The sequence below is a fragment of the Sphingomonas sp. GM_Shp_1 genome (genome assembly GCF_026540895.1).
In the GTDB taxonomy this organism is placed as follows: domain Bacteria; phylum Pseudomonadota; class Alphaproteobacteria; order Sphingomonadales; family Sphingomonadaceae; genus Sphingomonas.
The window spans coordinates 25294-38458 of the sequence record NZ_JALNUR010000029.1 but is presented as its reverse complement, the minus strand read 5'-3'; the positions used below and the strand labels follow the sequence as shown (position 1 = coordinate 38458).

10 protein-coding genes are annotated in these 13165 nt (G+C 65.9%); 3 read left to right on the top strand and 7 right to left on the bottom strand.

Annotation, left to right across the window (positions count from 1 at the left end; translation table 11 throughout):
• Positions 1-321: GcrA family cell cycle regulator (locus OXQ33_RS13695; RefSeq protein ID WP_276040210.1), on the bottom strand; the 321-nt coding region annotated here is incomplete at its 3' end.
• Positions 322-408: 87 nt separating this feature from the next.
• On the opposite strand from OXQ33_RS13695, the gene OXQ33_RS13690 reads away from it, so the two are divergent.
• From OXQ33_RS13690 to queE, 3 genes are all read left to right on the top strand, one after another.
• Positions 409-1260 carry an ABC transporter permease gene (locus tag OXQ33_RS13690; protein ID WP_267435254.1) on the top strand — a complete coding sequence of 284 codons (852 nt, stop codon included), beginning with the start codon at positions 409-411 and terminating at the stop codon, positions 1258-1260.
• A gap of 229 nt (positions 1261-1489) precedes the next feature.
• Positions 1490-2185, top strand: coding sequence for a 7-cyano-7-deazaguanine synthase QueC (queC, locus tag OXQ33_RS13685; protein ID WP_267435253.1), 696 nt, complete (start codon positions 1490-1492; stop codon positions 2183-2185).
• A 4-nt stretch (positions 2186-2189) separates the two neighbouring features.
• Positions 2190-2822, top strand: coding sequence for a 7-carboxy-7-deazaguanine synthase (gene queE, locus OXQ33_RS13680; RefSeq protein WP_267435252.1), 633 nt, complete (start codon positions 2190-2192; stop codon positions 2820-2822).
• Positions 2823-3064: 242 nt separating this feature from the next.
• On the opposite strand, the gene OXQ33_RS13675 is transcribed toward queE, so the two are convergent.
• The 6 genes from OXQ33_RS13675 to recN form a co-directional block, all read right to left on the bottom strand.
• Positions 3065-3862 (bottom strand): LytTR family DNA-binding domain-containing protein, encoded by a 798-nt coding sequence (locus OXQ33_RS13675; RefSeq protein WP_267435251.1) that lies wholly within the window; start codon positions 3860-3862, stop codon positions 3065-3067.
• Positions 3859-4998, bottom strand: coding sequence for a histidine kinase (locus OXQ33_RS13670; RefSeq protein WP_267435250.1), 1140 nt, complete (start codon positions 4996-4998; stop codon positions 3859-3861). The genes OXQ33_RS13675 and OXQ33_RS13670 overlap by 4 nt, the downstream gene beginning before the upstream one ends.
• A gap of 104 nt (positions 4999-5102) precedes the next feature.
• Positions 5103-8450 (bottom strand): TonB-dependent receptor, encoded by a 3348-nt coding sequence (locus OXQ33_RS13665; protein ID WP_267435249.1) that lies wholly within the window; start codon positions 8448-8450, stop codon positions 5103-5105.
• A 331-nt stretch (positions 8451-8781) separates the two neighbouring features.
• Positions 8782-10920, bottom strand: coding sequence for an NAD-dependent DNA ligase LigA (ligA, locus tag OXQ33_RS13660; RefSeq protein ID WP_267435248.1), 2139 nt, complete (start codon positions 10918-10920; stop codon positions 8782-8784).
• 91 nt (positions 10921-11011) lie between these two features.
• Positions 11012-11242, bottom strand: coding sequence for a hypothetical protein (locus OXQ33_RS13655; RefSeq protein ID WP_267435247.1), 231 nt, complete (start codon positions 11240-11242; stop codon positions 11012-11014).
• A gap of 81 nt (positions 11243-11323) precedes the next feature.
• Complete coding sequence (gene recN / locus OXQ33_RS13650) at positions 11324-12988, bottom strand: DNA repair protein RecN (RefSeq protein WP_267435246.1); 1665 nt, start codon at positions 12986-12988, stop codon at positions 11324-11326.
• Positions 12989-13165 lie beyond the last annotated feature (177 nt).

Genomic DNA, 13165 nt, shown 5'->3' with positions numbered 1-13165 from the left:
GCGCAGGATCGGCTGCGGCTCGCGAACGGGCGCGGCTTCGGCTTCCGGTTCGTCCTCGACGACCGGCGCGGCACGCACGGGTTCGGGTTCCGGCGCGGGAGGTGGCGGCGGCGGTGCGGCCACGACCGGCTCGGCGGCAGGGGCAGCGGCGGGCTCGTTGGCCTTCACCGGCGACGGACGGGCCTGAAGCCCCAGCCGGTGCGCCTTGCCGATCACGGCGTTGCGGCTGACCCCGCCCAGTGCTTCGGCGATCTGGCTGGCGGTCTGTCCCGCTTCCCACATCGTCCTGAGCGTATCGATCCGCTCATCGGTCCACGACATTCGAAACCTTTCCTTACTTCATCATCGCACCGGCCAGTCATCGTACCGGGTTGCGGGCGGCCACGGCAACGGTTACGCGCTATGGCGATGAGCAGCCAGCCCCCAATCGGAGAAATTCCCTCGGCGGTGCGTGCCGCCCCCGGTGAGCCCGTAATCCGGAACATCAACTGGGGCGGCCTCAGAACCCTCTATATCAAGGAGGTGCGCCGGTTCTTCAAGGTGCAGCTCCAGACGATCTGGGCGCCGTCGGTCACCACGCTCCTTTATCTGATCATTTTCACCACCGCTTTGGGTGGCCGCCACGCCGTGCCGGTGGCGGGGATGCAAGTGCCGTTCGCCGATTTCATCGCACCTGGCCTGATCGTGATGGGCATGATGAACAATGCCTTCGCCAATGCCAGCTTCTCGCTGCTGGTCGGCAAGATCCAGGGTACGATCGTCGATTACCTCATGCCGCCATTGTCGACCGCCGAGTTGCTGGCGGCATTGGTCGGGGGCGCGGTGACGCGCGCCGTGCTGGTCGGGCTGACCGTCTGGGCCGCTATGGCGATCTGGCCGGGGGTGCATGTCACGCCGCACGCCTTCTTCGCGGTCGTCTGGTTCGGTCTGCTGGGATCGGTGTTCCTGGCGCTGCTGGGGGTGTTGACCTCGATCTGGGCGGAGAAGTTCGACCATGCCGCCGCCGTCACCAATTTCGTGGTCGTGCCGCTGTCGCTGCTGTCGGGCACCTTCTACTCGGTCGACGGCCTGGCCCCCGCCTTCCGCGCGATCAGCCACGCCAACCCGTTCTTCTATGTCATCTCGGGCTTCCGCTATGGCTTTCTGGGGCTGGCCGACTCGCCGGTGACGCTGGGCGGCGTGATCGTGCTGGGCATCGACGTTGTGATGGCGGTGCTCTGCTACATCCTGCTGCGCAAGGGCTGGAAGCTGAAGAATTAAACCGCAGCGGCTTAACCCGATTTTCACCTGCCCAAGTCCATAACCGAGTCTCTGCAGTAGCGGAGACTCCCTCGTCCGGGTTTCAGCATGCCCGGTTCAGGTCCTTTTCGGGACCGCGATCCAGCGCCGCCCATCGGGCCGGCCGGTCGCGGTCCCGCCCTTTCCCCGACACCGTCACCGTACGTCGGGTTGCAACACCGCGACAATCGGCGTAGCGGTCCCACCCATCATGACATCTTCTGCTCCCATGGCGGTCGTGCTCGTTTCGGGCGGGCTGGACTCGATGATTTCCGCTGCTTCGGCCAAGGCCGCAGGCTATCGCATCCTGGCTCTGTCGGTGGACTATAACCAGCGACACAAGATCGAGCTTGCCGCCGCCGCGCGAGTCGCCGAGTCGCTGGGGGCCGAGCGGCATATCGTCCTGCCGCTCGATCTGTCCGCATTCGGCGGATCGGCGCTGACCGCCGATATCGACGTGCCCAAGGACGGGGTGCAGCCGGGCATCCCGGTCACCTATGTCCCCGCCCGCAACACCATCTTCCTCAGCCTGGCGCTCGGCTGGGCCGAGGCGGCGGGTGCGCGCGACCTGTTCATCGGGGTCAATGCGCTCGACTATTCGGGTTATCCCGATTGCCGCCCCGAATTCATCGCCGCCTTCGAGGGGCTGGCCGAGATCGCGACCAAGGCGGGCGTCGAGGGCCAGCCTTTCAAGATTCACGCCCCGCTCCAGCACATGACCAAGGCGGACATCGTGCGCGAGGGCACGCGGCTGGGCGTCGATATGGGGCTGAGCTGGTCCTGCTACGACCCGACGCCCGAGGGGCTGCATTGCGGTGAGTGCGATAGCTGCCGCCTGCGCTCCAAGGGGTTCGAGGAGGCCGGGATTCCCGATCCCACCGCTTACGCGGTCAAGCCGCGGGACTGAGCGCATGAGCTATGCCGTCAAGGAGATGTTCCTGACGCTCCAGGGCGAAGGCGTTCAGGCCGGGCGGCGCGCGGTGTTCGTACGCTTCGCCGGGTGCAACCTCTGGTCGGGCCGCGAGCAGGACCGTGCGAGCGCGATCTGCCGCTTTTGCGACACCGATTTCGTCGGAGTCGATGGCCTGGGCGGCGGGCGATTCGCCGATGCGGCGGCGCTGGTCGCGGCGGTCGAGGGCTTTTGGGGCGTCGAGCGGGCGGAGCGTTTCGTCGTGCTGACCGGGGGCGAACCGATGCTCCAGGTCGACGACGCGCTGGTCGATGCGCTCCACGCGGCGGGCTTCTTCATCGCGATCGAGAGCAACGGGACGCTGCCCGCGCATCCGCGACTCGACTGGGTGTGCATCAGCCCCAAGGCGGGGTCGGAGGTCGTCCAGCGTTCGGGGCAGGAACTGAAGCTGGTGTGGCCGCAGGCGGGAATCGATCCGGCGGAAGTCGAAGGCTGGGATTTCGCGAACCACCTGCTCCAGCCGCTCGATGATCCGCGCGCGGATGACAATCGCGAGGCATGTATCGCGATGGTGATGGAGCGCCCGCGCTGGCGGTTGACGCTCCAGACGCACAAGATGCTGGGATTGCGGTAAGCCCTTCGTCATCCCGGCGAAGGCTGGGATCTCTGGCCGCTCTGTCCGATCGATCGTGAAAGGCCCCAGCCTGCGCTGGGGCGACGCATGTGCGGTGGGACGTGCGCTCAGCGTGAACGGGCTTGGAAGGAGTCCTGCCCTCCGTTCAGCCTGAGCGAAGTCGAAGGCCAAGCCCACCGCCAATCAAAGGCGGAACGTGCACTTCGACTTCGCTCAGTGCGAACGGAGGTGGGGCTGGGGCCTCAATGAACGAAGCGCGCCACCACATCGCGATAGCTGCGCGAAACCTTCACCTGCGCGCCCGACTCGAGCAGCAGGAAGCATTCGCCATTGGTGTGCGGCTTCACCTGCTTGACCAGGTCCAGGTTGACGATGGTCGACCGGTGCACTCGCTGGAACCGGCGCGGGTCGAGCCGCTTTTCCAGATCCTTCATCGTCTCGCGCAGGACCAGTGAGTTGTCGCCGGTGTTGATGACCATGTAATCGCCCGCCGCCTCGATCATCTCGATCGTGTCGACATCGACCCGGAAAATCTGTCCGCGATCCTTGATGTTGATCAGCTTCTCGAAGCGGCTGGAGGCCACCTCGCCGCCCTCGTTCAGGTCGGCGACCGCCTCGGGGGCGTGTTCGGCGAGCACTTCCTTCAGCTTCTCAACCTCGCCCGCACCGCGCTTCTCGTTCAGCCGCTGGCGGACGCGGTCGAGCGTATCGGCCAGCCGCGCCTCCTCGACCGGCTTCATCAGATAATCGACCGCCTGCGCCTCGAACGCGCGCAGGGCGTGGTCGGAATAGGCGGTGACGAAGACGAACAGCGGCGGCTCGACCTCCATCAGGCCCTGGATCACCGAGAAACCGTCGAAACCGGGCATCTGGATGTCGAGGAAGACGAGGTCGGGCTTGTGCGTCTTGATCGCGCGGATCGCCTCGCGCCCGTTCGAGCAGCGCTCGATGATCTCGACGTCTTCGTGCGCCTGGAGACGGATCTCCAGTCCCTGGATCGCCAGGGGCTCGTCGTCGACGAGGATGGTGCGGATGGTCATGCGGCCTCTCTGTTCACATTCTCAAGCTGGAAGGGGATCTCGATCTCGACCGAGAACCCTCCAGCCGGCGCGGAGCGGGATTCGAAACGATGGTCCGGGCCATAAGCCTGGGCCAGCCTTTCGCGGATATTGGACAGTCCAACGCCGGTCGAAACGCTTGAGGAATGACGGATTTCGTGCAAGCCGGGGCCGGTATCGGATACGGCGATCCGCACCCGTTGCCCGACCAGTCGCACATCGACACGGATTTCCGCGCCTTCCTCCTGCGGGGTGACGGCGTATTTGATGGCATTCTCGACCAGGGGCTGGAGCAGCAGCGACGGCAGGCGTGCGCGTTCGGCCCGGGGGTCGATCTCGAAACTCGGGCGCAGGCGATCCTCAAAGCGCATCTTCTCAATTTCGAGATAGAGTTTCAGCGTTTCAACCTCTTGCGCCACGGTCACATGCGCCGTGGGCTCGTTCGCCAGCGTGTAGCGGAGGAAGGCTGACAGCCGGCTTAACATCGCATTGGCCCGCTCGGTCTGTTTCAGCAGCACCAGGGTCGAGATGGAATTGAGCGTGTTGAACAGGAAATGCGGGTTCAACTGATAGCGCAGCATCGCCAGCTGCGCGGTCGACGCCTGCAACTCCAGCGCGCGCATCTCGTCAATCTGGCTTTCGACGATCAGATAATAGTTGATCGCGAAATAAAGCGCCGACCATCCCGCCAACACGTTGAAGGTGATGAACAAATTGCCGATCAGCAGGCTGACCGTCACCCCCGGCTGGGTCGTGGTGATGAACGAGAAGGAAAAGGCGTTGAGCGCGGCATAGAGGAACGTCGCCGCCGCCAGCGTCGCCAGCGTCAGGAACACGCCCATGATGCGCGGCAGGCGGCGATAATAGCCATAGAGGGTCGAGAGCAGCAGGGTGATGCAATAGCCCAGGATCGCCTCGATGATCACCGGGATGATCTTCTCCAGCGAAAAGCCGTTGGAGATGCCGACGACCGAACGCTGGACCAGATAGCCGGACCAGCCGACCGCCTGGAGAATCCAGAAGGCGCGTGCCTTGTTCTCGAAAAACGGCCGCACCGAAAGCTGATCGGATGCGGAAGGTGAAGCGACGAACGACGCGACGGGCGAATGGGTGGCCATGGCCGGGCGACATCTACACGGCTGGGCCCGGAAGGGCAAAAAAAGGGGCCGCCCTTCCCGAAGGAGGGGCGGCCCCGAATGCCCGGTGACCGGACGCGGCAGCTTTAGAAGCTGAAGCGCGCGCCGATGCGGATCTGGTAGAGCGATTCCTGCGACGAGATCGTGTCGGTCGGCGTCGAGTTCGGCGCCAGGTAACGATACTGGGCGCAAGCCTGGCTCGAGGTGGTGGCGACCGCCGAACCCGCCGCGGTGCCGGTCGCGACCGGGGCGGTCAGGCACTGCACCCGCACCGCTGCCTGCGTGTAGGGGAAGCTGTACTGACGCAGCTGGCCCCAGTTCTTGTTCAGCAGGTTCGCGAAATTCTCGATATCCATGAAGACCTGGATGCGCGAGGCGCCCAGACCCGTCGGGATTTCCTGCGCCAAGTGCAGATCGATCTTCGTGAACCACTTCGAGTTGAACGCGTTGCGCGGCGCGATCTGGCCACGATACTTGTCCAGGCCGGTCGACTTGATCAGCGCGTCGAGCGTCTGTGCCGTCTGGGCGCTGTCATACGATACGCGGGCATCGTCGAGACCGGTGGGTACGTACAGCAGATAACGGCTGGACGAACCGATCGTCCCGAAGACCGGGCTGCGCTGGTTCGAGGCGTCCTGCATCGTCCAGCTGTACGGGCGGCCGATACGGGTTTCGCCGAAGAGGGCGAAGGTGGTCTTATAGTCGCCGAAGAAGGCGCGCTCGAAGGTCAGGTTGTACTTGATGTTGTACTTCACCTGCTCGTTCGAGATGCCGTACGCCGCACCGTTGGGATCGAGGAACGCGCCGTTGCCATAGTTGGAGCTGGCGGTCGACGAGGTGGCCGGAGCCTGGTCCTTGATGTCCTGATAGGTGAAGCTGGCGCCCAGGTTCAGGCCCAGGTCGAACGTCTTATCCACACGGGCGACCGCGATATAGCTGCGGCCACGGGTCGTGTTGGTCAGGATCAGGTCGGAGTTCGTGTCGCCGAACGAGGTCAGCGATGCGTAACGTACGCGGCCATCCGGGGTCCGCAGCGCGGTGGGCACGACGCGCGCATCGGTGAAGAACACCTGGTTGCGCACCTTCGAGTAGAAGAAGTCCGCACCGAAGTTGAAGCCCGGCAGCGCGTCCGGCGCATAGTCGAACGACAGGGTCGAACGCCACTGCGACGGCAGCTTGAACTTCGGGTCCAGCGCGTTGGTCGGGGCAGTCGACGAGATCGTGCCCGCATTGAGATAGTTGTTCACCGCGCCGGGGATTGCGGTACCCGAAACGCCGGTCAGCGCCGCTGCGCCGACGCCCGCAGGCAGGTTGGTGCCGGTATAGCTGCCGTCATTGTTCTGGCGGATGTCGATCGTGTTCGACAGGAAGCCCGTGTTCGAGAAGCTGTTCGAGACATAGACGTCCGGCGAACCGCCCGAGAAGATGCCGACGCCGCCACGGATCGACAGGTCCTTGGTCGGACGCAGGTCGAAGCCGATACGCGGCTGGGCGATGCCCCGGCCGCTGATATAGGCGGTGTTGGCATAGCCGAGGCGGTTGAAGAACGCCTGGTTGAACGCCGGACGGCTGTGACCGCCATACATGTCGTAGCGGATGCCGTAATCGAGGCTGAACCAGTCGGTGATCCGCCAATTGTCCTGAATGCCGAAGGCGTAGGACTGATAACGGAAGCGGGCCGCCGCATCGATCGGGTTCAGGCTGGGCACCGCGTTGCCGTAGCGCAGGCGCTGGGCGTTGCCCGCCTGGAAGTCGGCGATCGAGTCGAAATAATAGTTACCCGCCGTGCTCTGCACGAACAGGTTCTCGATCTTGGTGTCCTGGAAATCGGCGAAGATACGCAGATCATGATTTTCGCGGTTCAGACGACCCTGGATCAAGCCGCCATAGGTGCGGCTGGTCAGCGCGTTCGACTGACGCGAAATGTCCGGACCCAGATAGATCGAGGCATAGCCCGGCGCGCACGTGGTCGAAGCATTGGCGCCTGCGGAGCCGGGGTTGGAGCGATCCGACGTCGGAGCTGCGCAAACCTGGAACTGGGCGAAGCCGCGACCCAGCACCGGGTCCTGACCGCGCTTGTAATCCTTATAGAAGGCGCGGAATTCGGTCGAGAACTCGTCCGACCAGTCGCTGTTCAACTGGAACACGCCGGTGTGCAGGCGGTTGCTGCTGATATAGCCGTTCGACTCCAGACCGAGGCTGGGCGCCGTGACCGAGGCGTTCTGGTTAAGCCGGATCGAATCCTTGGTGTACAGATAGGTCAACGACGCGCGCTGCGTGTCGGAGAGATTGGCGTCGAGGCGCGCGGTCAGGCGGTCGTCGCTATCCTGCGAATTGTTGAGGATGCCGCCCGCATTGTAATTGTAGCGCGACTGGGCGATCGACGTGATCTGATTGACGGTCGCGTTGGTCAGAAGGCCACCGGCGTCGCCGACGTTCGGGATGACCGTACCGGCGTTGTTCTCCGCAGTGCCCTCGACGATCGGGGTACCCGCACGAATACGTTCACCGGCGACCATGAAGAACAGCTTGTCCTTGATGATCGGACCCGACAGCTCGGCCCCGAAATTCTCGATCTTGAACGGGGGCAGGGTAACCCGGCCGGTGGGCACGCCCGGTCCCGCCTTGGTCTCCTTGCCGGTCAGCTTGTCCGATGAATAGGAATAGAAGCCGGTGCCGTGGAATTCGTTGGTGCCCGACTTCAGGATGGCGTTGATCGCGCCGCCCTGGAAATTGCCTTCGCGCACGTCATAGGGCGCGACCTTGGTCTGGAACTGGCCGATGGCGTCCAGCGGCACGGGGCTGCGGCGCGTCGGCAGGCCGTCGGGGTTCAGGCCGAAATTGTCGGTGATCGGCACACCGTCGACCGAGAAGCGGTTGAAACGCGCATTCTGACCCGCGAACGACACCGCGCGGCCCGAGCCCGACGCATAGTCGAGGCGGGCGAAGGGATCGCGACGCATCAGGTCGCGGATGTCGCGATTGACGCTGGCGACCTTGGCGATATCGGCGGCGGTCAGCACGGTGACCGGACCCAGGCTCTTGGAGCCCGCGCCCGCGATCGACGAGGCGGTCACGACGATCTCGCCGCCGCCCTGACCCTCGGCGGTCAGCTCGACGGGCAGCTCATAGGGAAGGCTGGTCACGGTGAAGACGTCCGTGACGCGGGTTTCCTGATAGCCGGGGGCCGACACGGTGACGGTGAACGGGCCACCGACGCGAAGACCGGTCGAGGAGAAGGAGCCGTCCGCGCTGGAGACCGTGGAGGTCGTGGTGCCCGACGGAACGTTGACGATCGTGACCGTCGCACCGGCGACCGGCGCGCCGTTGGCCGTGACGTTGCCGCGAATCGACGAGGTCGTTTCCTGTGCGGACGCTGCCGCCGGAATGGCGAGCGCAACGACTGCCGCGCCCAGGAAAAGCGAATTACGCATAGATCTAAAGTCCCCTTTTCGCGCGCGAAGCGGCGCGGTCCGGCCGGTTTCCGGCTCGGTTAGGCGTGCCCCTGCGCTCCGAACATTGCCATTATGTTACAATCTTCGCGCTTGCGACAGAGGGGGAGTCACTCGGTGCGCGGGCGTTGCAGTTTGGCAACGCTATTGGCGGCAATCACGGTATAGCGCGCTCAAATCACTCGCTAATCCTGCCATGTCGGTCGGCTGCCGGACTCGTCGCGGGGGGCGGGTGCCGCGAGGAAGGGCGGGGACATCGAGAGACCGGGTGACGCGGGCGTCATGCCCGCGACACCCGTTTCGCGGCGGAGGATCAGCTCTCCGCGACCAGCGCGTTCCACGCGGCTTCGTCGATCACCCGCACACCCAGATCCTGTGCCTTTTTCAGTTTCGACCCCGCGCCCGGCCCGGCGATGACCAGGTCGGTCTTCGCCGATACCGAACCCGAGACGCGCGCGCCCAGCGCCTCCGCCTGGGCCTTGGCCTCGTCGCGGGACAGGGTTTCGAGCGTGCCGGTGAAGACTAGGGTCTTGCCGCTCACCTCCGATTCGCGGGTCTGGTGCACCACGTCCTGCGGCGTGACTTCGCGCAGAAGGTCGTCGACCACCTCGCGGTTATGCTCCTCGGCGAAGAAGTCGAGCAGCGCGTCGGCGACCTCGGGGCCGATCTGCGGCGTGTCGATGGCGGCGACGATGGCGCGCTGGCGCCGCAGTTCGAACTTGCGGTCGGGTTCACCCAGCGCGGGGACCGTTTCGGCGCGCACGGTCAACGCGGCGTCGATCATCGCGCGGAAGCCCGCCATCGAGACGAAGCGGCGTGCCAGATCGCGCGCGGTGATCTCGCCGACATGGCGGATGCCGAGCGCGAAGAGGAAGCGGTCGAGCGAAATCTCCCGCCGTGCGTCGATCGCCGCCAGCAGCTTGTCGACCACCAGCTCCGACATGCGCTCCCGCTGGATCAGCGCGTCGCGGTGGCGGTGCAGCCGGAAGATATCGGCGGGCGAGGCGATCAGGCCATCGCGGAAGAACTCCTCGATCCGCACCAGGCCCAGCCCCGTGATGTCGAAGGCATGGCGCGAGACGAAATGGATCAGCCGCTCGACCCGCTGCGCCGGGCAGATCAGGCCGCCGGTACAGCGGATGACGACCTCGCCCTCCTCGCGGGTGGCGAGGCTGCCGCATTCGGGGCAGTGATCGGGGAAGACGAAGGGCTCGCGGGGCGTCTCGCGGGTCAGGTTCTCGACGATCTGCGGGATCACGTCCCCTGCGCGTTGGAGGACCACACGGTCGCCGGGGCGGACACCCAGCCGCTCGATCTCGTCGGCATTGTGCAGCGTCGCATTGGTCACGACGACGCCGCCGACCGTCACCGGCTCCAGCCGCGCGACGGGGGTCAGCGCGCCGGTGCGACCGACCTGGATATCGATCTTCTCCAGCGTGGTCTGCGCCCGCTCGGCGGGGAATTTGTGTGCGATCGCCCAGCGCGGGGTCCGCCCGACGATGCCCAGTCGCGCCTGCCAGTCGAGCCGGTCGACCTTGTAGACGACGCCGTCGATATCGAAGGGCAGGTCGGCGCGCTGCGCCTCGATCGTGCGATAGATGTCCAGCGCGGCGGCGGCATCGGGCACGCGGGCGAAGGCGTCGGCGATGGGAAAGCCCCAGCGGCGCCATGTCTCGACCATGTCGAACTGGGTTTCGGCAGGCACCTCGCTCGCCTCGCCCCAGCCATGCGCCAGGAAGCGCAAGGGGCGGCCCGCCGTGATCGCGGGGTTCTTCTGGCGGAGCGACCCGGCGGCGGCGTTGCGCGGATTGGCGAACTGGCGCGCCTCCTTGTTCGTCTCCGCCGCTTCCTGCGCCAGCCGGGCGTTGAGCGCGGCGAAGTCGACCTTGCTCATATAAACCTCGCCGCGCACCTCGAAGACGGCGGGGGCGGGATGGGGCAGGGTCTTGGGCACGTCGGCGATGGTGCGGACATTCTCCGTCACGTCCTCGCCGATCGTGCCGTCTCCCCGGGTCAGCGCCTGGACTAGATGGCCATCGACATAGCGGAGCGAGCAGGACAGGCCGTCGATCTTGGGCTCGGCGGTCAGGGTGACCGGCGCGTCCTCGGGCAGCTTCAGGTAACGGCGGACGCGACCGACGAACTCCTCCACCTCTTCGTCCGAAAAGGCATTGTCCAGGCTGGTCATCGGCCGGGCATGGGCGACCTTGGCCAGATGCGCGGCGGGGGCGGCGCCGACCTGGGTGCTGGGCGAGTCGGTGCGGATCAGATGCGGGAAGGCGGCCTCGATCGCCCGGTTGCGGCGGACCAGCGCGTCATAATCGGCGTCCGAAATCTCGGGCGCATCCTCGCTGTGATAGAGGCGGTTGTGATGGGCGATCTCGCGGGCGAGCGTGTTGAGCTCTGCGGCGGCTTCGAGATCGGTTTGCGGCAAGGGGGTCTGGGGCGTCACGCCGACCGTGCTAGTCCACCCTCCGCTCGGGGATCAAGATGGTGCACGGATAACTGGATCAAGCCGCAAAGGCCGCAGCCATGCCGATCGCTCAGGGCACGGGGTCGGCGTGAGGATCGGAAAACGCCTCCGGTCCCACCGGGCCGTCAAGACCGTGCTCGATGAGCCATGATCGGGCCTGTTCGATATGGATGGCGACCATCGCCAGATCGAGCTTGTCCGTCAGGGCAAGACAGGACTGAAGTCCGGCGACGAGTTGCGTCATATCGTTTGTATTGTCTTGCAACACGGTCGAGGTGAATTTTGCAAGCATGCGGCGCATCCGAAGTTCAGGCTATGGGATACATAATGTCCTGGAAGCGTATCAGGTCCGTATCTGATATAAAATTGATTTCTATCAATGTCACCGGGACTCCAACAGACGGTCCGCCTGGGCGCGCGCCTCGTCGGTAATGGTCGCGCCGGACAGCATCCGGGCGATCTCTTCGCGCCGCTCCGCCTCGCATAGCGCGCGAACGCCGGTGCGGGTGACGGTGCCGTCATGGCTCTTGGCGATCAGCAGATGCGCCGCGCCCCGTGCCGCCACCTGGGGACTGTGGGTGACGACCAGCAACTGGGTGCGCCCCGCCAGCCGGTGCAGCCGGTCGCCGATCGCCGAGGCCACCGCGCCGCCGACGCCGCGATCGATCTCGTCGAAGATCATGGTGGTCGCGCCGCCCTCCTCGGCCAGCGCGACCTTCAGCGCCAGGATGAAGCGCGACAATTCGCCGCCGCTGGCGATCTTCATCAGGGGGGCGAAGGGCGCGCCGGGGTTGGTCGAGATTTCGAACTCCACCCGGTCCTTGCCCGCCGCCGACCAGCCCGAGGGCTCGACCGGCGCGACGGTGGTGCGGAACCGCGCGGCGTCGAGCTTGAGCGGGGCAAGTTCGCTCTTCACCGACTGGTCGAGGCGTTCGGCGGCGGCGGCGCGCGCCTTCGACACCTGCGCGGCGGCCTTGTCATAGGCCGCGCGCGCGGTCGCGACCGCCGCCTCCAGCCGCCCGATGCCTTCCTCGCCCGCGTCCAGCCGTTCCAGACGCCCGCGAAGCTGCTCGGTCAGTTCGGCCAGATCGTCGGGCTGCACCCGGTGCTTGCGCGCCATGCCGCGCAATTCGAACAGCCGCGCCTCATCCTCTTCCAGCGCGCGGGGGTCATAGGCCAGTTCGCGCTGCGCCTCGACCAGTCGCTCTTCGGCCAGCGACGCCTCGATCACCGCGCGGTCGATCGCCGCCAGCGCATCGGCCAGCGCGGGGTGATCCTCGCCGATCCGCTCCAGCACGCGCGCAGCCTGGCGCAGCCCCGCCAGCGCGCCGTCCGACCCTTGCAGATGCTCCTCGATCGCGCCGAGTTCGCCCGCGATCTTCTCCGAGCGTTGCATGGTGCGGCGGCGGTCGGCCAGCGCTTCTTCCTCGCCGGGCTCGGGGGCCAGCTTGGTCAGCTCGGCCACCGCATGTTCCAGCCATTCGCGGTCACGCGCCGCCGTCTCGATCTCCTCGCGCGCGCTGGTCAGCGCCGACTCCGCCTCGCGAAGGCGCGTCCAGGCGGCGGCCACCGCCTGGGTATCGATCCGCCCGAAACTGTCGAGCATCGTCCGGTGCCCGCGCGGGTTCAGCAGACCGCGATCGTCATGCTGGCCATGGATCTCGACCAGAAAGGGCGCGATCTCGCGGAGCAAGGCGGCGGAGGCGGGCTGGTTGTTGACGAAGCCCCGGCTGCCGCCATCGGCCTTGACCTGTCGCCGGACGATCAGGGGTTCGCCGGGTTCGATCTCGATGCCCGCTTCGTCCAGTATTGCGGACAGGCGGCTGTCGGGGGCAGGGGGCTCGAAGCTGGCGGTGACGATCGCCTGGCCCGCGCCGTGCCGCACCAGCCCGCTGTCGCCGCGTCCGCCCAGCGCCAGGCCCAGCGCATCGAGCAGGATCGATTTGCCCGCACCGGTCTCCCCGGTCAGAACGCCCAGGCCTTGGCCGAAATCGAGGTCGAGCGCCTCGATCAGCACGACATCACGAATGGACAGCGCGGTCAGCATGGCGGGCGATATAGAGCGAAACGCCGCGCGATGTTATCCCCCACGCGCGAAAATGATCCCGATTTGTTCGGGTGGGGGTGTCCATATCTGCCGACGCTCCCCTTTTCCTCTCCGCTCTATGAGGGGCCAGGGAAAGAAGGGCATATCTGAATGTCGATCCGGCCCAAGACCAATCGA